This is a genomic window from Streptomyces sp. NPDC094448 (genome assembly GCF_044763775.1).
Lineage (GTDB): Bacteria > Actinomycetota > Actinomycetes > Streptomycetales > Streptomycetaceae > Streptomyces.
In genome coordinates, this window is record NZ_JBIWGU010000011.1 from 175,868 (window position 1) to 199,090 (window position 23,223).

The following is a 23,223-nucleotide window of genomic DNA, read 5'->3' on the forward strand; positions in this document are numbered from 1 at the left end:
CTGATCCGAGACAGTTGCAGCGCGGATTCCCCGACCGATACGAGCATCTGTGGACCCCGGAGGAGAGAGACTGTGAGCACCGAGTACGAGGGCACCGAGGGACCGGCGCAGCAGTCGGGGACCCCGGCGACCCCGCCCGTACCCCCTGTGCCGCCGGTTGCTCCCGACGGGCCGCCCCCGGCGCCCGCCGCGGCTCCGGCACCCGCGCCCGGCGCGTCGGCGCCCGTACCGTCCACGCCTGTACCGCCCGCCGCGGCACCCGGCCCGGAGGCAAACCCTCCGGCGCAGCCGTCCGGCTCCGCCGAATACCCGCAGGCTCCCGCGCACGGATCCCGGGCGCCGGCCCCGCCCGTCCCCCAGGAGTATCCGCCGGCCTCCGCGCCGGTCGCGCCGCCGACGGCTCCCCCGGCTTCCCAGCAGGGTGCGGACTGGACGGTTCCGCCGGCCGTCCCTCCCTACGGGGGCGCGGAAGGCCCGGTCTGGGGCGCCCCGGTGCCGCCCGCCGATGCCAAGCCCCGCCGCCGTAAGCGCGCCGGCACCCTGGTCACCGCGATTCTGGTGGCCGCCCTTGTCGCGGGTGGTGTCGGCGGTGCCGCGGGCTACTGGGCCGCGTCCGACCGCGACGAGGACAGCTCCTCGACGACGATCACGTCCACGGAGATCCCCAAGGACCTCCAGCGCGCGCCGGGCACGGTGGCGGCGGTCGCCGCGAAGGCACTGCCGAGCGTGGTGACCATCGAAGTGAAGTCGGGCCGCGAGGGCGGCGGCGCGGAGCTTCCCGGCAGCGGCGGTTCCGGCGGTGGTACGGGTACGGGCTTCGTCTACGACCAGCAGGGTCACATCCTCACCAACAACCACGTGGTGGCTTCCGCGGCGGAAGGCGGCACCCTCGCGGTGACGTTCTCCGACGGCCGCAAGTACGACGCCGAGGTCATCGGCCGGGCCCAGGGCTACGACGTGGCGGTGCTCAAGCTCAAGAACCCGCCTTCCGGTCTGACCCCGCTGGCCCTCGGCGACTCCGAGAAGGTCGCCGTCGGCGACTCGACGATCGCGATCGGCGCCCCCTTCGGCCTGTCCAACACGGTCACGACCGGCATCATCAGCGCCAAGAACCGCCCGGTCGCCTCCGGCGGGGAGCCCAGCAGCAAGAGCAACTCCTACATGAGCGCGCTCCAGACCGACGCCTCCATCAACCCGGGCAACTCCGGCGGCCCCCTCCTCGACGCCCGCGGCGCCGTGATCGGTATCAACTCCGCCATCCAGTCGACCGGCAACGGCCTCGGCCAGGCCGGATCCATCGGCCTCGGCTTCGCCATCCCGATCAACCAGGCGAAGAACGTCGCCGAGCAGCTGATCAAAACCGGCAAGCCCGTCTACCCGGTCATCGGCGCCACCGTCGACGTCTCCGGGGCGCCCGGCGGCGCCCGGATCCCGGACAAGGCCGGCGACGGCGGCCCGGCGATCCCCCCGACGGGCCCGGCGGCCAAGGCCGGCCTGCGGGCGGGCGATGTCATCACCGAGTTCAACGGCAAGCCCGTCGACAGCGGCCCGACCCTGATCAGCGAGATCTGGAACCACAAGCCCGGCGACAAGGTCACTCTCACCTTTGAGCGCGACGGCAAGGAGTCCAAGGCAACCCTCACCCTCGGCTCCCGCACGGGCGACAGCTCCTGACCCGATGGAAGGCTGCTGCGACACCGGCCACCGTGCCGGTACGCTGTAGGCCGCTCCACGCCGGACACGGCGGGGCGCTGGGTGGGTTGCCCGAGCGGCCTAAGGGAACGGTCTTGAAAACCGTCGTGGCGCGAGTCACCGTGGGTTCAAATCCCACACCCACCGCAGCAGGTCAGGCAACGAGCTGATCAGAAGGGGTGTCCCGAAGAGGGGCACCCCTTTGCTGTGGGGCCTGTCCCACCCTGAATCTCCTCTGTCCCGGCGATGGCCGGCACGTGCGGACCAGGCTTGGACCGGATTTCAGCGACGAGGCACGGCCTGACCAGGTGGACCAAGAAGGGGACTCCGGCCACCTGCCAGTGCTGCTCCGAACGAGCCGTGCTGTCCGGTCACATCTCAAGTGCGTTCTCTGGTATGGCGAGAAGAGGGCGAAGGTGATCCTACGGGGAGGGTGCATGGATCTGGCCGCTTTGGCCGATGCTGCTGCTCCTGCCGAGCGCCCACCACGCCTCGATCCCCGCTCTGCGGCATCCGTCCGAATCCGCGGTGGTCGCACGCGAAAGCCATCAGCCCGAGGCGCGCGGTTCGCGTCCGGGGTTGCGTGATCTGTTGGCGCAGGGGCGGCGGTATCTATCCCGCCGCTGGCGAGGGCTGGTCGGTGGCTGGGGCCGGGGCTTCTGCGGCTTTACCCACCTCCCCGGTCCGGGACCCGACGCCGGGCAAGGCCGGGGGCCACTCGTGCCCATTGCGGGCAGGGGAGAAGCCTGCCCGAGTTGCCGGCCATGGGGTAGCCCCTGCTCCTTGGAGCTTGGGGAGGTACGGCCCCCTGGCCATGCCCGACCCCGGACCGGGCAGGACACCGGGGCGCCGAGTGATCAGGCGGGGCCGGTGGCCACCAGGTGGTCGTCGGCGACGGCGTCCATCAGGAGTTCGTCGCAGGGCTGTCCCTGCCAGTAGCCGGACTGACGGAGGCGGCCGGCGGGCTGGAACCCGGCCTTCTGGTAGGCCGCGACACCCGCCGCGTTCGGCTCCAGGACCTTGAGCCAGACCATGCGGAGGGCGGCGTACTCGAAGGCCCAGCGCAGGGTGAGGGAGGTGGCCTCGGTGGCGAGACCCCTGCCGCGGGCTTCCGGGGCCAGCAGGATCACGAACTCCGCTGTCCGTACCGCCCCGTCGATCTGGAGAGTGGTGAGGCCGACGGGGGTGTGGTCGTCGGCGGTGACCACCTCGAACTGGGGGTAGTCGCGGTTGGCCCGCTGACGCTCCCAGCCCCCCGAGCGGGCTTCCCAGGACTGGGGTACCTGGGTGCCGAACCCGAGGATGGTGCCGGGGTCGTTCTCCCAGCGGTGGTAGTCGGGCAGGTGGTCACGGTCGGGGAGGACCAGGGCGACGCGTTCGCCGGGAAGCAGGATCTGCGGGGTGGTCATCGGTGCCTCTTCGCTGTGGCTGCTGGGGTGTTGAGGGGTGTGTAGTCGTCAGTCTGGTCCGGTTCCTCGACCGGACGGGCGTGAATATCGCAGATCCAGGCGTGCAATCTGATCGGGTCGGTCGCGATGCCGTGCCGCCAGGCACCGCCCCGGCCCCGGCACGCCAGCAACAGCGAGGCCGCCGTGGATTCCTCCAGACAGGCGACCCGGGCGGGCAGGAACCGGGCCACCCAGCGCACCGAGCGGACCGCGAGGGCCGCTTGCTCCCGGGGCGGAGGCGGGAGATTCCGGCCAGCCTCGGCGAGGCGGACCAGGCGGCCGAAGCGTGTTCCGCGGCTGCCGAACTGCCGGACGCCGAGCGTGCACAGGAGCAGCACCCCAGCAGCCAGTGCCCATCGCCATGGGGGACGGGGAAGGAGCGGGAGACAAGCGGCCGATTCGCTGGTCCCCCAGGAGATCGCGGATGCCTGAACGGCCACGGGAGCCGGCGCCGCGCTCTGCTCCAGGGCGTCGAGCCAGCGGGCCAGGGCGGTCCCGGTAAGGACCGTGGTGGAACCGGTCCGGTAGTCGATGATCACCCTGGTGCGGTCGATGATCGCCGTACGGGTGTGCCGGTTCGGCAGAGGTGCGGTCATGGCCGTTCCTCCCAGCGCACGAGTTGTGTCGCCGTCCCGGAGACGCGAAGCCACAGCTCCGTACCGAGGACCGGTTCGATCAGTCCCCAGGGGATATCGACCCCGAGCGCCCCTCGGCGGAGCAGGGACCGCAGGACAGCCGGCCGGACCAGTCCTAGATCGGCGAGGTGCCCGTCCGCCAGGTCCAGGACCCGGCCCAGATTGGCGCGGAGACCATGGTGGTGGTCCATGGCGAACCGCCCCTTCGCCGCGCGCCGTACTACCGAGTCGGGCAGCAGATCCCGGACGGCGTCGACCAGGAGCGGCTTGTAGCGGTGGGCCGACCAGCGTTCGGCGGCGGGGACAGCGAGGACGGAATCCAGGATCCGGGCGTCGGTGAACGGGTTGTGCATCTCGATCCCGAACGCGGCGGCCATCTGGTTCTCCGTGGCGGCGGTACGGCCGACATAGCGGCACTCGGCGAGGAGATGACGGTCGGCGTACCCCAGGAGTCTGCCGTGCGGACAGGGCGAGACGACGGCGTCCGCCAGGTCGAGGGCGTCACTGGTCAGCCAGGGTTTCGGGCCTGGGACACCACCCAGTCGATCAGGGTGCTTCCAGGCCGTGGACAGGACGGGCCAGGGGCTCGCCCGATGGAGACGCGCCCACGACTGGGCGTCCCTGGCGAGGCGTAGCAGGCGCCCCGAGCGGACGAGGTCGGCCAGATGCGTCGGCGGGGGCATGAAGAGGGAGTCACCGCCGTCACCTGTGAGGTGGACCTCGGCTTCCTCGGACGCCATCAGAGCGAACTGGGAGAAGAGCTGGGCGATGGTGATGGCCGACGGTGGCGGCTCATCGGTGAGGACCAGCGCGTCGAGATCGGTGAAGGGGAGGTGTTCCCGACCCAGCGGCATCAGGCGGTGTCGGATGGAGGGGAAGGCCCGTGCCACCTCGCGGGCGTGGTCGGTGTCGCCGCCCCGCTCCCTTCCCTTTGGGTGGTGGGTGATCCCGACGACGGGGCCGCACCGGGCCGCGTGGGCGGTGAGCGTGCTGGAGTCCAGCCCACCGGACAGATCCGAGGAGATCGCCCGGCCGGCCGCGCGGATCAGGACGCTGTCCGCCAAGTCGTCGCGCAGCCGACGTACGGACGTGGCTCGGGTGCCCGATGAGGGTTCCCAGTACGGGACGCAGGCCGATGCCCCGTTCGGTGAGACGGTCCACCGATGCCCCGGCGGTACCTGTTCCACATCGGTCCACGCCGAGCGCCCGGGGGTCCATGCGGTCGGGTCGGCCAGATGCGCCGCCAGCCACCCACGGTCCGGCCCGCTTCCGAGCAGCGAGGCGAGCGCCAGAGAACTGGACGACCACAGGAGGCCGTCATGCGGTCGCGCGAGGTAGAGGGGACAGGCGCCGGCCGGGTCCGCCCACAGGGCGAAGGCGCCCTTCCCGTTGTCCAGGACGACGGCGTAGGCACCGGTCCAGGCGGTCGCCGCCGTGTCCAGTTCGCCGGTACTCGCATGGTCCACGAGGCGTTCCAACTCAGTGTCCGCCGCACCGCAAGGGCCGAAGACCGCGAGCCGCTGTCCTTCTCTCCCCGTGGCCAACCGTACGGTCGCACCGACCGACCAGATACGAGGCTCGTTCCACACGACCTGGGCACCGATCGGTGCAGGGCTCGGATCGGGCGAGGCAAGCACCCCACCGAACCATCCCATGTGATCATCTCCAATGGATTCGGGCCGGAGGGCGCGGCGGCACCTCGTATCGAGATGCCGCCGCTGAGGGATCAGCAGTCGTACGGGGAGCGCTTGTTCTCCACGCTGCTGCTGCTACCGCCCTGGGTCAGCAGAGCCGCGTTCTCCAGGGGCACGACCTCCTCGTCCGGCTCGATGCCGGGCTGAGTGGTGTCCGTCATGGTGTTCACCTCCCTTCTTCATCGATCGGATGGGGCGGGGAATGACCGCCCCGCCCCGATTGGGCCTCCCGACGCCGAACGTCCGGAGAGGCTCGGATGCGCGAGGCGCGGATCAGCTGAGGGAGCCGAGGTCGGGTGCCGATCCCCGGGGCAGATCGGTCCGTGACGACCCCGGGTCGAGGGAACCGTGCTGATGCAGCGCGGTGGCCCCGAGGAGAAGCAGGGTGATGATGTGCCCCAGCGCCCAGAAGCCGGTGAGCACCGAGCCCGTGGGGTCACGGTGCTCCCCGGCCTTGCGAGACATACGGCCTCCAGTCTTCGGGCAGCCCATGTGTGGGTACCGGCATGGATGAGCGGAACGAAGGAACCCGGCACGGCTCCTGTACGGGTGTGTTCTGCTGTCGGGCATGGCACCGGCTGGGAGGGGGGCGGGCGAGCCCCTGGTACCCCGGTGTTGATCCGGGCGGACGACGCCCGATCGCGACAACTCCAAGGAAAGCGTGGGGAGTACGAGGACTCCACGGCATCGATGCGGCAGCCTTGATGCACATCCGGGCACATGATCGTCGCGGGGCGAGTTCATGGGAGGGAGCCGGTATGGGACTGGCGGAACGGCGCAGGACCCTGGGCTACAGTCAGGAGAAGTTAGCCCAGTTACTCGGCGTGGACCGTACAACGGTCGGACGCTGGGAGAGCGGCAGGGGCGTACCGCAGCCGCTCCAGCGGCCGGGTTTGGCGGCAGCCCTGGACATCGGTCTCGATGAGCTGGACGCGTTGCTGAACCAGCCGCGATCAGCGGACCGAGCAGTGGCCGAAGGGCAGCCTTCCAGCGACCATCCGCACCCGAGAGCGGGAGACCCTGACGAGATGATCCGCCGTGAATTCCTCCGCCTTCTGAGCGTCAGCGGGGCACTGGCCGCCCTGCCCGCCGACGAAGCCGCCGCCCTCACGGACGGAGTCCGCCGGGGGACACCGGCCGACTTCGCCAGGATGAACAGCCATCTCTGGCAGGTCTACCAACTCGCCCGTTCCAAAGGGTCGGTCTATCCCGTCGTCAGAGATCAGCTGACGACCCTCAGCGAAGCCCTGAGCGCGGGGCGAGGTGCCTCCCAGCCCTTGCTGAACGCGGCGGCCGACCTCTTCCAGCTCGCGGGCGAGGTGGCCTTCGACGCGAACCGGTACACCGATGCCGCCGCCTCCTACGCGCTCGCGGCCTCTGTCAGCAAGGACGCCGGCGCGTACGACCTGTGGGCGTGTGCCCTCGTCCGGCACGCCTACGTGGATATGTCCGGCCGGCGATACCACCAGGCCGTGCAGATGCTCGGGGCCGCTGAGCGGCTGGCCTTCAGGGGCGACTGCGCTCTGGCCACCCGGCACTGGGTCGCGTCGGTCCAGGCCGAGGGGTACGCGGGCCTTGGCGATCTCTCCGCGTGCGAGCGTGCCATGGAACGGGCCGAGCAGGTCAAGGAACTGCCCGCGGAGAGCACCAACGGCGGATGGCTCCGCTTCGACGGCACCCGGCTCGCGGAGGAGCGCGGAGCGCGGTACGTCCGGCTCGGCCGGCTGGATCTTGCCGAGGAGACCCTGCGCCGGGCGCTGGGGCAGAGCGAGCTTGCCTCCGGGCAGTCGTACCGGCGACGGGGCACGGTGCTGACCGACCTTGCTTCCATCGGCGCGAAGCGGAACGACCCCGAGCAGGTCAGCGTGTACGGGCGGGAGGCCGTCCAGCTCGCCCGAGCGTCATCGTCCGGGTACGTCGCCCGTAGACTCCACGATCTGTGCGACGAGTTCGGGCCCCTGAGCCGCGACCACCGCGTGGCGGAGCTGGGGGCGGAGGTCGCCGCGCTGAGGACGCCGTGACGAGAGGGGTTGGCATGTCGCAGACCGAAGGCGCACGACTGTTCCGGGAGGCGTGGATCGCGGGGGTGCGCCGGCACTTCCCCGGCGAACCGAAGGCCGGATACGTCACCCCCTGGGAGGACACCCCGGAGTGGGAGCGCCAGGCCGCCGGCTCCGTGTACGAGCAGGTCCGCCACTTCATCGAAATCAGCGGCGGGCATGCGACCCGGCTGTCCCGCGAGCAGAAGGGCCGCTTCGTCGCCACCTGCTGGACGGCCCAGATGTTCAAGCACTTCGAGGACCCGAAGCCGGGGTACGTGGCCGACTGGCCGGAGCTTCCGGGGTGGCAGCAGGAGACTGACGCGGACATCTTTGAGGCCATCGAGAAGGCGCTGAGCTGATCGAGGGGCGCTTTCCCGGTACCCGGCCAGTGGGCCTGGTGTGGACCACGGTCCGGTCCGGAGCGGGCCGGGAGTGGGGAAACGCCAGTTCAGAGGTGCCTTTGCTGCTCCAGCCACACCCCCTCTTGAAAACCGTCGTGGCGCGAGTCACCGTGGGTTCAAATCCCACACCCACCGCACGTTGACGGCACCGGTCGGTGCCGAGGGCGGGTTCCCCCCGAGGGGAGCCCGCCCTTTTTCGTGTGCTCTTCCCGTCCCTGCCGTCCCTGCCGTCCCTGCCGTCCCGTCGGCCGCATTCCGCATTCCGCTGTCCGTTCGGGGCCCTCTGTCTCGTATGCCCTTCAGGGCGGTGTGATTCGGACAGGGAGTTGGAATTCAGTCATGATCACATCAACCCTTCCAGGTACTTTACTTGCCCTTGACCTGATGGCAGGCTGACGTTCACCTCAGCCCCCCACAGGTGCATTCTCCTCAACTCCCTTTGTACATCGAGTAGTTGAGTCTGGGCTGATCTCAGTGGAACTACACCCTCTGGATCGGAGTACGCATGAAGCGTCGTGTCCGTTGTGCGGCTTTTGTTGTGACGGTGGCGGCCGGTGTCGCCCTCACCCTGTCGAGCGGTACGGCCCAGGCCCAGGAGCAGAAGGCGGCCCCCCTCGCGGGCGGGGGGCTGATCAACATCAATGGGCCGCTGATCTACAACACCGGTGACATCGACCTGCTGGAAGACGTTTTCGAGCACATCAGCATCCCGATCTTCGGGCAGGCCGTGCATCAGATGTACGACTGGGCCAAGTTCGAGGGCGGGCTCTTCGGCAAGAAGAAGTAGCCGGTTCCCCGGCGGTGCCGGGGCGCGTATGCGGAAGGGGTGTCCTGTGCGGGGCACCCCTTTTCGCGTGACCGCGGTGGCTGTGGTGTTCGCGGTGGCCGCGCCGGCCTTCGTGGGTGGCCGGAGGGGAGTGGGCCGGGCCCTGCTCCTGGCGGTTCCGGGAGGGGCGTGCGCGGGTGGCGGTGGGGTGGTGGAGGCGTGCGGGCGGCGCGATCAGTAGCGAAAGGGCGTGCGGGCGGGGCGCGGGCGGGTTTTCTGCCGTACCGGAGGCCGGGCGGTACGTCCCCCGGGCGGTGACCCGCCGTCCTGTCGGTGGGGCGAGGGCCGGGGTGAACGTCTGTCGATCGGGTACGGCCATGGAACCGTTTTCGCGCTTGCGTTCGAAGCTTGGCGGGGGAAGTGACGGCGGGCGGCGCCGTAACGATTCCCCCCTTGGGGCGTCCGGGATCCGGTCTCAATAGCCGGTACCGGGTTCGGCCGGTCTCCCGTTCTGCGGGCGTGAAAGGGGTTTATCTGCTTGTCCTCACGCTTGAGGGGGAATCGCTCCGTCTTGGGTGGTTCGCCGGGGATTCGATGGGCAACTCTGAGGGCGCGACGTCGTCATTACTCCGGGGCGGTCGGCCAATCGCCCGGAAGCAAGCCGTAAGCAGTTTTTCGGAGGAGAAGACATGGCAAGCATCCGTACGGTCCGCGTTCTCGCCGCTGTCGCCGCCCTGCCCCTGACGGCCGCCCTTTTCACGGGTGTCGCCTCGGCCGACAATGCCGCATTCGGGGACAACGGATCGAACGCGACGGTGGCTTCGATCGTCGCCAGCGGTGTCGGTGGCCACAACCTGGGCAATTCGACGACCAGTCAGCAGGTTGCCAGCGGGGCCGGTGCGTCGAACCAGAGCAATATCGCCAGCGTCAACGGCTCTGCCTTCACCGCGATCGACCAGGACAACGTGAACGTGAACTTCACCCACCTGTGGTGGTGACCGTCGGCCCGGCGGGGGGATGACCCGCTCGACCGGGGGGTGACCGGCTCGACCGGGGGATGACCAAGGGGTGATGGCCGCCTGTGCGGTGGTGCCGACGCGGCGCCTTCGTGCAGGCGGCCCTCTGTATGCGGCCTCCTGGCGCGGGCATGGACCTGATACCCCACGGGCGCCCGGCGCCTGGCGTCCGACGGTTCGGCGGCTTGACATCCCGACTGTTTCTGACGGACAGTCAGAAATAGGTTTCCGTCCGGCCCGATCCGTGTCCCGCGTTCCCCGGGAGGCCTCCACCGTGCACCCCGTACCCATGTCCGACGGCCCGGCCGCCCGGCGCCCACCGCTCCCGCTCCTCGGCGAGGCCTGCCGCGCGCGGGGCGGCAGTGGCTGCCGGGGGCCGCGGTGAGCCGGCCGGTGGAGCCGCTGCGGGATTCGCCGGGGGATGGGGCGCGGGGTCTGTACGAGCGGCTGAAGGCGCACGAGGGGCGGGCAGCCGTTACGGGCGGTGTCGGCAAGGACCCGGTCAACCTGGCCATGATCAGACACTGGTGCGAGGCCATGGGGGATACGAACCCCGCCTACCGGGGACCCGGTGCCGTCGCGCCCCCGACGATGCTCCAGGCGTGGACGCTGGGCGGGCTGTCCGGGCACAGGGAGCCGGCCGGCCGTTCGGCGGCGTGGGAGCAACTGCTCGGGCTGCTGGACCGCGAGGGGTACACCGCCGTCGTCGCCACCGACTGCGAGCAGGAGTATCTGTGCCCGCTGCGCCCCGGCGACCGGATCACCTTCGACACCCTCATCGAGTCCGTCTCGGAGCTGAAGCACACCAAGCTGGGCCCGGGGCACTTCATCACCACCCGGACGGATATCCGGGTGGTGGACGGGGAGGCCGTCGGAACCCATCGGTTCCGCATTCTGAAGTACGCGCCCGGAGCGCGGCGCCCCGCTGATGAACGGCCGGATGGCGAGCGCCCGGAGGCGTCCCCTCCCGAGGTGCCCGAAGTGCGCGCGCCCGAGAAGCCCGCGCCCGAGGTGCCCGAGGTGCCCGAGGCATCCGGCGGGCCACGGGCGCGGCGGCCACGGCCCGTGGTCAACCGGGACAACGCCGGGTTCTGGGCCGGGGTCGCCGAGCGGCGGCTGCTCATCCAGCGGTGCACCGACTGCGGACGGCTCCGTTTCCCCTGGCTCCCCGGGTGCAACGACTGCGGCTCGGACGCCTGGGACACCGTCGAGGCCGGCGGTGCGGGCTCGGTCTACTCGTACGTCGTGATGCACCACCCCCCCTTCCCCGCCTTCGACCCGCCCTACGCGGTCGGGCTGATCGAACTGGCCGAGGGCGTCAGGATCATCGCCGGAGTGACCGGGGTGCCGCCCGCCGACGTACGGATCGGAATGCCCGTCACGCTGGAGTTCACCTCCTTCGAAGAGGACCTGACCCTCCCGGTTTTCCGCGCGGTGACGGCCACGGGCCCCACCGCCGAGGAGAGGACGGCAGGATGACGGGCGGCAGCCGGAGCGACGGGGAGTTGCGGGCGGGGGACGAACTGCCTCCGCTGGAGATTCCGATCACCCGCACCCTGATCGTCTCGGGGGCCCTCGCCTCCCGGGACTTCCAGGATGTGCACCACGACCCGGAGGCGGCCCGCCGGAAGGGGTCCCCCGACGTCTTCATGAATATCCTGACGACGAACGGGCTGGTCGGCCGCTATGTCACCGACTGTCTGGGGGAGCGGGCCGAGCTGCGCAGGGTCGCCGTACGGCTCGGCGTACCCAACTATCCCGGCGACACCATGGTGCTGCGGGGCACCGTGGTCTCGGTCACCGGCGGCCCGCCGGAACCACAAGGTCCGGATCCGGTGGTTCCGGCGGGCCGTACGGCCGAGGTGCGGATCGTCGGGACCAACGCCCTCGGCCACCACGTCACGGGCACGGTCACTGTCGCCTTCGCCCCGCCCCCGCTTCCCCCGCGGAGACGGGAGGGCGTCCGGTGACGCGTCCGGGAGGCAGGGGTTCGCTGGGGGGCCGTGCCGCGATCGCGGGCATCGGTGCGACGGAGTTCTCCAAGGATTCGGGCCGCAGTGAGCTGAAGCTCGCCGTCGAGGCGGTACGCGCCGCGCTGGACGACGCCGGACTCTCCCCCGCCGACGTCGACGGGCTCGTCACCTTCACCATGGACACCAGCCCCGAGATCACCGTGGCGCAGGCCGCCGGAATCGGGGAGCTGACCTTCTTCTCCCGGATCCACTACGGCGGCGGCGCCGCGTGCGCCACCGTCCAGCAGGCGGCTCTCGCGATCGCGGCGGGCGTCGCCGAAGTCGTCGTCTGCTACCGGGCGTTCAACGAGCGTTCCGGTCGCCGTTTCGGCTCCGGGGTGCAGCGGCGCGAACCGTCGGCGGAGGGCACCGCCCTCGGCTGGAACCTCCCCGCCGGTCTGCTGACCCCCGCCTCCTGGGTGGCCATGGCCGCCCGCCGCTATCTGCATGTCCACCGCCTCGACGCGGATGCCTTCGGCCCGGTCGCCGTGACCGCCCGCCGCCACGCGGCCCGTAACCCCGCCGCGTACTTCCACGGCCGCCCGATCACCCTCGCCGATCATGCCGCGTCACGCCGGATCGTGGAGCCGCTGCGGTTGCTCGACTGCTGCCAGGAGACCGACGGCGGGCAGGCGTTCGTGGTCACCGGCACCGAGCGCGCCCGGGATCTGAGGAACCCCCCTGCGGTCGTCGTGGCGGCCGCGCAGGGGGCGGGGCGCGCCCAGGAGCAGATGACCAGCTTCTACCGGGACGGTCTGACCGGTCTGCCCGAGACGGCGGTGGTCGCCCGGCAGCTCTGGGGCGCTTCGGGGCTCACGCCCGCCGATATCGACGTGGGGATCGTCTACGACCACTTCACTCCTTTCGTGCTGATGCAGTTGGAGGAGTTCGGCTTCTGCGCGCCCGGTGAGGCTTCCGGTTTCGTGGCGGCCGACGCGCTGCCGCTCAACACCCACGGGGGCCAGCTCGGCGAGGCGTACCTGCACGGGATGAACGGCATCGCGGAGGCGGTACGGCAGCTCCGCGGCACCTCGGTCAACCAGGTGCCCGGCGCCGCCCGGATCCTGGTCACCGCGGGCACGGGCGTCCCCACCTCCGGGCTGATCCTGGGCGCGGACGGCTGAGCGGCGCCGACGCCTTCCCCGGGACGTCCGGGGAGAGCCGTCGGGAGAACTGCCCGGCGGAATATCCGGGGCGAGTCCCGCGGAGAGCGGGACACCGCGCCTCAGGGGTCGGCGGGCCCGTTCTCCACCTGAAGGTGTACGGCTGTACACCCGGTCCCGCCATCCCCCAAGCCCCGCTCCGGCCTGTGACAACGTCCTCGGTCCGGGTTTTCCGGGCGCAACGGACATCCAGGTCCCGCCCGCCCCTTCCCCGCCTCTGAGGGTCTTCTCCACCTTCAGGAGGTGGGGCCGGCACCACCACTACAACCTGAGGGGGACATGCCTTCGGGACCTCTGGCCGATCCGCCGGAGTAGTACCCGCTCCTAGCGTGGAGCTATGACCACGCCAGTCTGCACCAGCGCTTCGAAGGCCGCCCTGTCCGGACCTCCGTCGTACGGCACGACCGTCGCACGGTCCGCGACCCGCCCGCGCTACTCGTCGTTCTCGTCGTACGTACGGGCGCGGGGGCCCGTGCTGCTGCGGACGGCACGCTCGCTCACCGCGAACCCGAGCGACGCGGAGGACCTCCTCCAGACCGCGCTCACCAAGACCTATGTCGCATGGGAGCGCATCGAGGACCACCGCGCGCTCGACGGCTATGTCCGCCGGGCCCTGCTGAACACCCGTACCTCGCAGTGGCGTAAGCGCAAGGTGGACGAGTTCGCCTGCGACGAGCTGCCCGAGCGGGAGACCTCGCCCACGCCCGATCCGGCGGAGCAGCAGGTCCTGCACGACGCGATGTGGCGTGCCGTGATGAAGCTTCCGGACCGGCAGCGCGCGATGGTGGTGCTGCGCTATTACGAGGACCTCAGCGAGGCGCAGACCGCGGAGGTGCTGGGGGTGTCCGTGGGGACGGTGAAGAGCGCGGTGTCCCGGGCGCTCGGCAAGCTGCGCGAGGATCCGGAGCTGTCCCCGGCCCGCTGACGGTTGCCGTGTTCCGGCGGTATCCGGGCCGTAACCAGTCGTACCGGAGTAGTAACCAGTCGTACCCGGGCCGTGAATGCGCGCCGGTATCCGGTCGTACGCGGGCCGTATCCGTGCCGTATCCGGACCCTACTTGGTCGGAACCAGTCGTAACCGATCGCATCCGGGCCGTGAAGGCGCGCCGTGCCCGGCTCGTACGCGCGCCGTACCCGGGCCGTATCCGCGGAGCCGCAGGCGTTTCCACCCGAACGCCCCCGTCCCCCGGCCGCGGCTTCTCCCCGTCCCGTACGGGCTCCCGCGCCCGCCCCGCAGCTCTCCCGCTCCGCCGCCGCCTTCCCGCGAACGCGAATCCGCCGTCCTCAGGTAGTGACATACCGCTCGGTACGCGCGCAGAATCTCTACACCCTTACTGACGCGTAGCAACACAGCGCCCACCGGGAGGACGCCGTGCTGAGCACCATGCAGGACATACCGCTGACCGTGACCCGCATTCTGGAACACGGTATGAGCGTCCATGCAAAGTCGCAGATCACCACCTGGACCGGCGCCCCCGAGCCCGATCGCCGCAGCTTCCGCGAAACCGGCGAACGCGCGATCCGGCTGGCGAACGCGCTCCGCGACGAGCTGGGCGTCGAAGGCGATCAGCGGGTCGCCACCCTGATGTGGAACAACGCCGAACATGTCGAGGCGTATCTGGCGATCCCCTCCATGGGCGCCGTCCTGCACACCCTCAACCTCCGCCTCCCTCCCGAGCAGCTGGTGTGGATCGCCAACCATGCCGCCGACCGCGTGGTCATCGTCAACGGTTCGCTGCTCCCGCTCCTCGTACCGCTGCTGCCCCATCTCCCCACCGTCGAGCACATCGTGGTCTCCGGTCCCGGCGACCGCTCCCTGCTGACCGGTGCGGACACCTCGGCCCGGATCCACGAGTACGAGGAGCTGATTGCGGACCGCCCCACCACCTTCGACTGGCCCGCTCTCGACGAACGCAGCGCGGCCGCCATGTGCTACACCTCCGGCACCACCGGCGACCCCAAGGGCGTGGTCTTCTCCCACCGCTCCGTCTATCTGCACTCGATGCAGGTCTCCATGTCCGAGTCGATGGGGCTGACCGATCAGGACACCACCCTCGTCGTCGTACCGCAGTTCCACGTCAACGCCTGGGGCATCCCCCACGCCGCGTTTATGACCGGCCTCAACATGCTCATGCCGGAACGTTTCCTCCAGCCCGCGCCCCTCGCCGAGATGATCGAACGCGAGAGGCCGACCCACGCCGCCGCCATCCCCACCATCTGGCAGGGGCTGCTGGCCGAGGTCCTCACCAACCCCCGCGATCTGACCTCACTCAAGCAGGTCACCATCGGCGGTTCCGCGTGTCCGCCCGCGCTGATGGAGGCGTACGACAAGCTGGGCGTGCGCCTCTGTCACGCCTGGGGCATGACGGAGACCTCCCCGCTCGGCACGATGGCGCACGCCCCGGCCGGGCTGAGCGCGGAGGAGGAGTGGCCGTACCGCCTGACGCAGGGCCGCTTCCCGGCCGGTGTCGAACCGCGGATCGTCGGCCCCGGCGGAGACGTACTGCCGTGGGACGACGAGTCGGTCGGCGAACTCCAGGTACGCGGCCCGTGGATCGCCGCCGCGTACTTCGGCGGTGCCGGGGAGGAACCCCTGCGGCCGGAGGACAAGTTCAGCGAGGACGGCTGGCTCAAGACCGGCGATGTGGGCGTGATCAGCCCCGACGGCTTCCTCACCCTCACCGACCGGGTCAAGGACGTCATCAAGTCCGGCGGTGAGTGGATCTCCAGCATCGCGCTGGAGAACGCCCTGATGGCGCACCCCGAGGTCGCCGAGGCGGCCGTGGTGGCGGTGCCCGACCCGAAGTGGGACGAGCGCCCGCTGGCGACGGTCGTCCTGAAGGAGGGGGCGACCACCGATCTCGCCGGGCTGAAGGCCTTCCTCGGGGAGACGGTCGCGAAGTGGCAGCTTCCGGAGCGCTGGTCGCTGGTGCGGGAGGTGCCGAAGACGAATATCGGGAAGTTCGACAAGCGGGCGATCCGCAGGCAGTACGCGGACGGTGAGCTGGACGTCGTCGAGGTCTGAGCGGTACGGCGACGGCCGAGGCGGTACGGAGCCACCGCCGGGGGAGCCGTACGACGCCGGGGGAGCCCGTACGACGCCGAGGGAGCCGTACGACGCCGAGGGCCCGCCTCCGTGTCCCCAGGACCGGTGGGCGGGCCCTCGCCGTACGGACGTACGGCGGCGGCTCCCGGGCCCGGCAGCCGTCAGTTGGTGCCGATCTTGGCGAGCAGGTCCACGATCCGCGACTGCACCTCGGTGCTCGTCGACCGCTCGGCCAGGAACAGTACGGTCTCCCCCGACGACAGCCTCGGCAGCTCCGCCCGGTTCAGCCCGGCGGAGGTGTAGACGACCAGCGGGGTGCGGTTGAGCCGCCCGTTGGCGCGCAGCCAGTCGATGATCCCGGCGCGCCGGCGCCGTACCTGCATCAGGTCCATCACGACCAGGTTGGGCCGCATCTGCGAAGCGAGCGTGACCGCGTCCGCGTCGGCCGCGGCCCGCGCGACCTGCATGCCCCGCCGTTCCAGCGCGTCCGTCAGTGCCAGCGCGATCTCCTCGTGCTCTTCGATCAGCAGGACCCGGGAGGGGTGCTGTTCGCTGTCGCGCGGGGCGAGCGCCTTGAGCAGGACTGCGGGGTCGGCGCCATAGGCGGCTTCCCGGGTGGCCTGCCCCAGACCGGCCGTGACCAGCACCGGAACCTCCGCTGCCACGGCGGCCTGGCGCAGCGACTGGAGCGCGGTCCGGGTGATCGGACCGGTCAGCGGGTCGACGAACAGGGCGGCGGGGAAGGCCGCGATCTGGGCATCGACCTCCTCGCGCGAGTGCACGACGACCGGACGGTAGCCGCGTTCGCTGAGCGCCTGCTGGGTGGAGACGTCGGGCGCGGGCCAGACCAGCAGCCGGCGGGGGTTGTCGAGCGGTTCGGGCGGCAGCTCGTCGTCGACGGGCTGCGGCAGCGGACGGTTGGCGACCTCGACCGCACCGCCCGGACCGTCCAGCGGCTCGGGGCCCTCCGCGGCACCCTCGTCGGGCGCGCTGATGGCGTACGCCCGGCCCGGTGCGTCGCCGTCGCGGTCCAGTGCGGACTGCGGCGCGGGGGCCGGAAGCGACGGCACCGGGACGGGGGTTCCGGCCGCGGGCGTCGGCGTCGTGCCGGCGGATTCGGGCCGGTCGGCGGTCGGCGGAGTGCCGAGCTTGCGGCGCCGTCCCGAACCGGACGACTGCTGCTGCGGCGGTACGGGGCCGGGTGCGGCCGCCGCGGTACGGGCCGGCCCGCCCTGGCCGAGGGCGCGCACGCTGAAGGCCCGGCCCTGCGAAGCGTCGGGCGGCAGGGGGACGGAACCGGACGGGGTCTCCGCGGGCAGCGGCTGTGCGGCCGGACGGACCGTGGGCCCACCGGCCGGACGGGCGGCCGGTACGGGCTCCGCGGGCGGCAGCGGCAGCGACAACGAGCCGGTGCTCTGCGAAGGAGCCTGTGCCTGTGCTTCTGCCTGTGCCTGTGCCTGTGCCTGTGCCTGTGCCTGTGCCTGGGTCTGCGGCTGTGCTGCCGGCTGCGGGGCGTCGGACGGCGCGGGCGCCTCGGCGCCGGCAGCAGCCACCACGGCCACCACGGCCTCCGTCGGCTCCGAGGCCTCGGGAGTCCCCGGAGCCACAGTCACCGGAACCGTCGGAGCCCCGGGAGACGCATCGGCACCGGGGAACCCGGCTCCGGCCGTGTCGTCGGCCGCACCGTGCTCCGGACGCCCCCTGCGACGCCCCGTCGGCGCCGGAACCGGCCCGGAACCCTGCCCGGGTACCGGCACCGGTACCGGCCCCGGAAGGGGATGCGGCTGCGGCGGCGTGTGCTGGTCGCCCCCCGGCCCGAACCGGGCCGTCTCGTGCCGAATCCCGTGCCCACTCGTGTCACCGGCCTCCGACGCACGGTCCGCGTCGGCGGGCGGCAGCGCGAAGGCGGTACGTACCTGCGGATCCGGCGCTCCGGCGCTCGCGGCGTCCGCTGCCGGCGCGGGCGCCAGCGCACGCCGAGCGCGCCGCCCTCCGGCCGCGCCCCCCTGCCCCGCACTCTGCGCCATGCCCTGGGCCGGAACCGGTGCCGACATCCCCGGCCCCGCCGCCGGAACCAGCCCGGGTGCCACCGGCAGCTCGGGCACACCGCTGTGCCGCGCCCGGCGCCCCGCCGCCTGCTCCGCGCCCGGATCCGTACCTGCATCCGGTCCCGTACCCATGCCCATGCCCTGCGGCGGTACGGCCACCGCGGCCGTCCCGGCCGTCCCGGCCGTCCCGGTTTCCGCGGCCGCGACCGCGCCCTCCGCAGGACTCGGCCGCCCGCGCCGCCGCCCGGTACCGCCCGAGTCCTGCGCCGGAATCAGCTCACTGCCCTCACCACCTGCGGCAACAGCACCCTCACCCGCGTGGTCGGCCGCCAGGGGACTCTCCAGGAACGCGTCCGTGGACCCCCGGCGGGCCCGCCGCCGACCGCCGCCCAGGGTCTCGCCCGACGCCTGTTCCGGCAGCGCGAGCGCCTGCCCGGGCCGGCCGGCCGTGCCCCCGCCGCCGAGACCGCCGCTGTCCGGGGCGACCGGCGCCGGAGCCGGGACCGCGCCCGAACCCGCGCCGATCGGCACCTCCAGGACATACGCGCTCCCGCCCGCGCCGGGCACCTCGTGCGTCTGCACCACCCCGCCGTGCGCCGTCACGATCCCGCGCACGATCGGCCGGTGCACCCCGTCGCCGCCGGTGAAGGGGCCCCGGACCTCGATGCGTACGACCTCGCCGCGCTGGGCCGCCGCGACCACGATCGTGGAGTCCGCATAGCCCGCGGGGCCGTTGCCGATCGCGAGCTGCCGGGACTTCCCGGTCGCGTCGACCCCGGCGACATCGGCGATCAGATGCGCCAGCGCCGTCGCCAGCCGCACCCCGTCGACCTCCGCCTCGATGGGCGGGGCATGCACCGCGAACTGCGCCCGGCCCGGACCGATCAGCTCGACCGCGCCCTCGACCCCGGCCGCGACGACCGAGTCGAGCAGGGTGTTCGCCTTGTGGAGCCGCTCCTCGCCGGTGTCCAGCCGCTGGAAGGCGAGGACATTGTCGATGAGCGTGGTCATCCGGGCGTATCCGGCGGCGAGATGGTGGAGGATCTGGTTCGCCTCCGGCCAGAGCTGCCCGGCGGGATCGGCGGCCAGTGTGCCCAGTTCGGTACGGAGTTCCTCCAGCGGCCCGCGCAGGGCCTCGCCGAGGACCGCCGTCAGCTGGCCGTGCCGCTCCGCCAGCTCGCGGTGGCGTTCGTCACGGGTCTCCACATCGGCGGCGTACCGCTCGGTCTTGTCGGCCAGTTCGGCGACGTACTCCTCCTTGGTCCGCTCGTGCTCGGAGGTCAGCCGCTCGGTCGTCTCCGTCAGCTCGGCCGCGTGCCGTTCGGCCAGCTCGGTGAGCGCGGCCTCGTGCTGCGCGGCGAGCTTCTCGGCCGGCCGGCGGTCGATGAAGGTCATCACCGCGCCGACCAGCTGGTCCCCGTCCCGTACCGGCGCGGTGGTCAGATCCACCGGCACCCGCGAGCCGTCCTTCGCCCACAGCACCTGCCCCCGGACCCGGTGCTTCCGGCCCGACCTGAGCGTGTCCGCGAGCGGCGATTCGTAGTACGGGAACGGCTTGCCGTCCTCGCGGGAGTGCAGCACCAGAGAGTGCAGCTCACGGCCGCCGAGGTCACTGGCGCGGTAGCCGAGGATCTGCGCCGCCGCCGGATTGACCAGGACGACCCGGCCCTCCGTATCCGTACCGACGACGCCCTCGGACGCCGCCCGCAGGATCATCTCCGTCTGCCGCTGCGAACGCGCCAGCTCCGCCTCGGTGTCCACGGTCCCCGACAGATCCCGCACCACCAGCATCAGCAGCTCGTCGCCCGTGTAGAGGGAGTGCTGAGCGTCGTACGCCTCGCGCCCGTCCTCCAGGCTCGCGCTGGTCACCTCCACGGGGAACTCGCTGCCGTCCGTACGCCGGGCGGTCATCCGCGTCGGCTTGGTACGGCCGCGGGCGTCCGCGGCCTCCGGACGCCGCATCGAACCCGGGATCAGCCGCGAGTCGAAGGCGGGCAGCAGGTCGAGCAGCCCGCGGCCGACGAGGGCGGTGCCGGGGGTCTCGAAGAGTTCGAGGGCGATGGTGTTGGCGTTGACGACGGTGCCGTTGCAGTTGACGAGCACCAGACCGTCGGGAAGTGCGTCGAGTATGGCTGCGAGGCGAGCAGCGCCTCGGGATGGCCTGCTGCTCACGACGACGGTTCCTCCTGAACTACGGACATCAGCCTGTCACTGGAGGGAGTCTAGGGCAGGGGGTCCGGCGGAGCGGGGGATGAGGGGCACCTCTCACCCCCGGGGTGTGGGGGACCGGTGTGCCCCCCGTGACCTTTTCGGGTACGCCCCCGGCCTCGGGCGCCGGCTACGCCCCGGGGCTCGGCAGGACCGGCGTGAGGTTGTTCCAGCGGTGGATTTCGCAGCCGTTCTGCCGGGAGAAGGCCGCGTCGACCGGGCGGCCCTGCCAGACGCCGGTGACATGGGCGGTGGCCGGGCCGCCGGCCTGCTGGGTGCAGAAGGTGTCCCGGCCGACCGGGGCGAAGGGGTCCTCCCCGGCCCGCGCCAGCTCGTCGAGCCGGGCACACGCCTCCTCGGCCGCCGGATGGTTCCCGCTCGCGGCCGCCTCGGCCCCGGCGGGCCCGCAGTCCAGCTCGTACCGCCCGTCGATCAGGGAGTTGCCCGTCTCCGACACCACGACCGTCAGCCGGTCCTCGGACTGCCCGAACAGCGGCGGCAGCGGCACCGGCAGCAGGGAGGCGGGCGACGACGCGGCCGCGGACCCCGCGAAGGCGGAGAGTACGGCGGCGGAGGCGGTGGCGGTGAGGGCGATGCGGCGCAGCATGGGCGCTCCTGTTCTGTTCGTACGAGGTACGGAACCGGCCCCGGAGCCCGCCGCGCACGGCGGCCCGCCCCGAAGCCCCACCGCGTCTAACGCGCCCACCCCTCCGGCGTTGCGCCCGAACCCCCGTCCCGGCCCCGTCCCGGCCCCGCCCGGACCGCCGCCGGGGGCCGCTTCGGGGCCCCGGATCTGCTTTGCTCTCGGCCCCGCGCGCCTAGTACCGTGGACGGCGATTGGTGACACGCCGCGTGACTGTGTCATCATCTGCACACCACTCGCGCCCGCGCGGTGGTGCTGGAGGCGTCGCCTAGTCCGGTCTATGGCGCCGCACTGCTAATGCGGTTTGGGTTTTACCGCCCATCGAGGGTTCAAATCCCTCCGCCTCCGCCGTCAAGATCACCAGAGCCCCGGGCCCCGCCCGGGGCTCTGGTGTTTCCCGGCCGCCCGGCCTCCCTCGTCCGAGGGAACCGCCGAGGCCCTCCTGAAGGCATTTGTGCAGGTCAGAAGGGGTGCGGCTAATGGATTTCGCGTGACGGCGCAGGTCATGTAATGTTGTTCCCGCAACGCCGACCGGGCAGAAAAGCCCAAAAGTGCGGAGCAAAGTAAGCACTCGTAGCTTAACGGATAGAGCATCTGACTACGGATCAGAAGGTTGCAGGTTCGAATCCTGCCGAGTGCACAGCAAGCCAGAGGCCCCGGGCGAGAGTCCGGGGCCTCTGGTGTTTTCCGGCCGCAGTGCGGTGGGGTGCGGTGGAACGCCCGGGGCGGGCGGTGGTGGGGGACGGCCGGATCCCGGCCCCGGTGGGTGGTCGGGGTGGTGAGGGGTTTCGGACAGGGCGGAGGTCCGGGTGTTCGGGGCTGACGTGGGCGGGTAAGGGGTGGGTGGGCGTTCCGGGGCGGCCGGAATGTGGTGGGCAGGGCCGGGGGAGTCGGTTGCCTCGGGTACCCTCTGCGCTTTCGTCCCTGTGTTCATGCGGGGCCTTTTGGTCTTTTTGGTCGTTCTGGTCGTGGCAGTGTGCGCCGGAGGTGCGTATGACGTGGCGGTGCACCGGGGTTGGCTGGCCGGCCGAGGCGCGGATAGCGGTGCTGCGGTGGGAGGGCGGGCGGATCAGCCCGTTGACGCCGGGGAAGCGGCTCGGGTTCCGGGCCGACGGGGAGCGGGTGTGTGTCGGGGCGCGGGGGAATCCGTGTCCGCTGCGGGCCGGGGTGCCCGGGCGGGCGGCGCGGGCCCTGTGCCGGGAGTGCGCCGCGCTGGACCGGGTGGGGTCGGTGGCCGCCGACGGTGTGCCCGATGATCCGCGGACGTACCGGGTGTATCTGGCCTGGTTCGGGCCCGGCATGGTGAAGGTGGGGATCACCGCCGAGGAGCGCGGCCCGGCCCGGCTGCTGGAGCAGGGGGCCGTGGTGTTCAGCTGGCTGGGGCGCGGTCCGCTGATGGCCGCGCGGCGCACCGAGGAGGTGCTGCGGAGCGCGCTCGGGGTCCCGGACCGTATCGCGTACGCCGAGAAGCGCGCCGTACGGCCCCTGCTGGCTGCCGATCCCGCCGAGCGCGCCGCCGAGGTCGAGGAGCTGCACCGCCGGGCCCTCGGGGTCGGCGGCTGGACGGAGACGCTCCACCCGCTGCCGTACGAACCCTCGGACCACGCCGGGGCCTTCGGGCTCGACCGGCTCGCCCCGACCGCGCCCGTCGTCCGGCAGCTCGTCGACGGCGGTGCCGTCGCCGGGACCCTGGTCGCCGTCGCCGGGCCCGATCTCCATCTCGGCATCGGTGAAGGGCGGCAGGTCGTCCTCGACACCCGGCTGCTGGCCGGCTGGTCCCTCGTCGGCGCCGATCCGGCGAGCGGGGTCTCCGTCCCCCTCGCCGACGCCGCCGCCCGCAGCGGCGGCACCCAGGACGGGCTCTTCTAAGGGCAGCCCTTAGGTCCGGTCCGTTTCTCAGGGAATTCCCATGCTGCCGCAAGGGGCTTCTGAGCGGCGCCGCCTAGCGTCGCGTCCATGACGCCGACAACGCACCAGGCCCTCGTCCGCCCCGCGCGGAGCGGCCCCTCGCAGCATTCCTCCGGCCGGTTGCTCGTGGTCGGGGACCTCGTTCTCGACGAGGACAGCCGGGAGGTGTGGCGGTCCGGCGATCCGATCCGGCTGACGGCGACCGAGTTCGCGCTGCTGCGGTATCTGATGCGCAATCCGCGGCGGGTGCTCAGCAAGGCGCAGATCCTCGACCGCGTCTGGTCGTACGACTTCGGCGGGCAGGCCAACATCGTCGAGCTGTACGTCTCCTACCTGCGGAAGAAGATCGACGCCGGGCGGTCGCCGATGATCCACACCCGGCGGGGGTCGGGGTATCTGATCCGGCCCGCTGAGAGTGGTGGGAGCAGCGGGCGGTAGGCCCCGGAGGTCCTTCGGGGAAAATAATTATACGGCGTAGAAGAATCCTTGTACGGTGTACAG

General features: G+C 71.7%; 18 protein-coding genes, 3 tRNA genes and 1 pseudogene. 15 read left to right on the plus strand and 7 right to left on the minus strand.

Features of this window, described 5'->3' with window-relative positions; all coding sequences use genetic code 11:
* Positions 1 to 72 precede the first annotated feature (72 nt).
* Both ACIQ9E_RS22435 and ACIQ9E_RS22440 read left to right on the plus strand, forming a co-directional pair.
* Positions 73 to 1,674: a S1C family serine protease gene (locus ACIQ9E_RS22435; protein ID WP_403709633.1), complete on the plus strand. Its 1,602-nt coding sequence runs from the start codon at positions 73 to 75 to the stop codon at positions 1,672 to 1,674.
* Positions 1,675 to 1,754: 80 nt separating this feature from the next.
* Positions 1,755 to 1,839: transfer RNA gene (locus tag ACIQ9E_RS22440), tRNA-Ser, on the plus strand.
* Positions 1,840 to 2,549: 710 nt separating this feature from the next.
* Here the strand turns inward: ACIQ9E_RS22440 and ACIQ9E_RS22445 are convergent.
* The 5 genes from ACIQ9E_RS22445 to ACIQ9E_RS22465 all read right to left on the minus strand — a co-directional run bounded on the left by ACIQ9E_RS22445 (position 2,550) and on the right by ACIQ9E_RS22465 (position 5,934).
* Entirely contained in the window at positions 2,550 to 3,101 is a 552-nt protein-coding gene (locus ACIQ9E_RS22445; protein WP_403709635.1) for a GNAT family N-acetyltransferase, read from the minus strand.
* The gene (locus ACIQ9E_RS22450) at positions 3,098 to 3,736 is read right to left on the minus strand and encodes a lasso peptide biosynthesis B2 protein (protein ID WP_403709637.1); all 639 of its coding nucleotides are present in this window, start codon (positions 3,734 to 3,736) and stop codon (positions 3,098 to 3,100) included. The genes ACIQ9E_RS22445 and ACIQ9E_RS22450 overlap by 4 nt, the downstream gene beginning before the upstream one ends.
* Positions 3,733 to 5,430, minus strand: coding sequence for an albusnodin/ikarugamycin family macrolactam cyclase (locus ACIQ9E_RS22455; protein ID WP_403709639.1), 1,698 nt, complete (start codon positions 5,428 to 5,430; stop codon positions 3,733 to 3,735). The genes ACIQ9E_RS22450 and ACIQ9E_RS22455 overlap by 4 nt, the downstream gene beginning before the upstream one ends.
* Positions 5,431 to 5,501: 71 nt before the next feature.
* Positions 5,502 to 5,630 carry an albusnodin family lasso peptide gene (locus ACIQ9E_RS22460; protein WP_403709641.1) on the minus strand — a complete coding sequence of 43 codons (129 nt, stop codon included), beginning with the start codon at positions 5,628 to 5,630 and terminating at the stop codon, positions 5,502 to 5,504.
* A 112-nt stretch (positions 5,631 to 5,742) separates the two neighbouring features.
* A complete protein-coding gene (locus tag ACIQ9E_RS22465) occupies positions 5,743 to 5,934 on the minus strand; it encodes a hypothetical protein (RefSeq protein WP_403709643.1) in 192 nt (63 codons plus the stop codon).
* A gap of 293 nt (positions 5,935 to 6,227) precedes the next feature.
* Between ACIQ9E_RS22465 and ACIQ9E_RS22470 the strand changes: the two genes are divergently transcribed.
* From ACIQ9E_RS22470 to ACIQ9E_RS22510, 9 genes are all read left to right on the plus strand, one after another.
* Positions 6,228 to 7,490 (plus strand): helix-turn-helix transcriptional regulator, encoded by a 1,263-nt coding sequence (locus ACIQ9E_RS22470; RefSeq protein WP_403709645.1) that lies wholly within the window; start codon positions 6,228 to 6,230, stop codon positions 7,488 to 7,490.
* A 14-nt stretch (positions 7,491 to 7,504) separates the two neighbouring features.
* Positions 7,505 to 7,870: a hypothetical protein gene (locus ACIQ9E_RS22475; protein WP_403709647.1), complete on the plus strand. Its 366-nt coding sequence runs from the start codon at positions 7,505 to 7,507 to the stop codon at positions 7,868 to 7,870.
* 547 nt (positions 7,871 to 8,417) lie between these two features.
* Positions 8,418 to 8,699, plus strand: a complete 282-nt coding sequence (locus tag ACIQ9E_RS22480; RefSeq protein ID WP_403709649.1) for a hypothetical protein — start codon at positions 8,418 to 8,420, stop codon at positions 8,697 to 8,699.
* Positions 8,700 to 9,367: 668 nt separating this feature from the next.
* A complete protein-coding gene (locus ACIQ9E_RS22485; protein ID WP_403709650.1) occupies positions 9,368 to 9,676 on the plus strand; it encodes a hypothetical protein in 309 nt (102 codons plus the stop codon).
* Between the two features lie 399 nt (positions 9,677 to 10,075).
* Positions 10,076 to 11,173, plus strand: a complete 1,098-nt coding sequence (locus ACIQ9E_RS22490; protein ID WP_403709652.1) for a bifunctional MaoC family dehydratase N-terminal/OB-fold nucleic acid binding domain-containing protein — start codon at positions 10,076 to 10,078, stop codon at positions 11,171 to 11,173.
* Between the two features lie 26 nt (positions 11,174 to 11,199).
* The gene (locus ACIQ9E_RS22495) at positions 11,200 to 11,664 is read left to right on the plus strand and encodes a MaoC family dehydratase (RefSeq protein ID WP_403709858.1); all 465 of its coding nucleotides are present in this window, start codon (positions 11,200 to 11,202) and stop codon (positions 11,662 to 11,664) included.
* On the plus strand, positions 11,661 to 12,830 hold the full coding sequence (locus tag ACIQ9E_RS22500; RefSeq protein WP_403709654.1) for a lipid-transfer protein: 1,170 nt from the start codon (positions 11,661 to 11,663) through the stop codon (positions 12,828 to 12,830). Before ACIQ9E_RS22495 ends, ACIQ9E_RS22500 begins: the two co-directional genes overlap by 4 nt.
* Positions 12,831 to 13,206: 376 nt before the next feature.
* Complete coding sequence (locus tag ACIQ9E_RS22505; protein WP_040915617.1) at positions 13,207 to 13,794, plus strand: SigE family RNA polymerase sigma factor; 588 nt, start codon at positions 13,207 to 13,209, stop codon at positions 13,792 to 13,794.
* Between the two features lie 447 nt (positions 13,795 to 14,241).
* Positions 14,242 to 15,894, plus strand: coding sequence for a long-chain fatty acid--CoA ligase (locus ACIQ9E_RS22510; RefSeq protein WP_403709656.1), 1,653 nt, complete (start codon positions 14,242 to 14,244; stop codon positions 15,892 to 15,894).
* A 182-nt stretch (positions 15,895 to 16,076) separates the two neighbouring features.
* Here ACIQ9E_RS22510 and ACIQ9E_RS22515 read toward each other — a convergent pair whose 3' ends face one another.
* Together ACIQ9E_RS22515 and ACIQ9E_RS22520 are read right to left on the minus strand one after the other, a co-directional pair.
* Complete coding sequence (locus ACIQ9E_RS22515) at positions 16,077 to 20,135, minus strand: PAS domain-containing protein (protein ID WP_403709658.1); 4,059 nt, start codon at positions 20,133 to 20,135, stop codon at positions 16,077 to 16,079.
* 166 nt (positions 20,136 to 20,301) lie between these two features.
* A complete protein-coding gene (locus ACIQ9E_RS22520; RefSeq protein ID WP_403709660.1) occupies positions 20,302 to 20,778 on the minus strand; it encodes an SSI family serine proteinase inhibitor in 477 nt (158 codons plus the stop codon).
* A gap of 293 nt (positions 20,779 to 21,071) precedes the next feature.
* Here ACIQ9E_RS22520 and ACIQ9E_RS22525 point away from each other — a divergent pair.
* The 4 genes and pseudogenes from ACIQ9E_RS22525 to ACIQ9E_RS22540 form a co-directional block, all read left to right on the plus strand.
* A tRNA-Ser gene (locus tag ACIQ9E_RS22525) sits at positions 21,072 to 21,162 on the plus strand.
* Positions 21,163 to 21,381: 219 nt separating this feature from the next.
* A tRNA-Arg gene (locus ACIQ9E_RS22530) sits at positions 21,382 to 21,454 on the plus strand.
* A gap of 353 nt (positions 21,455 to 21,807) precedes the next feature.
* Complete coding sequence (locus ACIQ9E_RS22535) at positions 21,808 to 22,683, plus strand: DUF2797 domain-containing protein (protein WP_403709662.1); 876 nt, start codon at positions 21,808 to 21,810, stop codon at positions 22,681 to 22,683.
* Between the two features lie 156 nt (positions 22,684 to 22,839).
* Positions 22,840 to 23,160, plus strand: a pseudogene (locus ACIQ9E_RS22540) (winged helix-turn-helix domain-containing protein); the annotation flags it as partial.
* Positions 23,161 to 23,223: the final 63 nt, after the last annotated feature.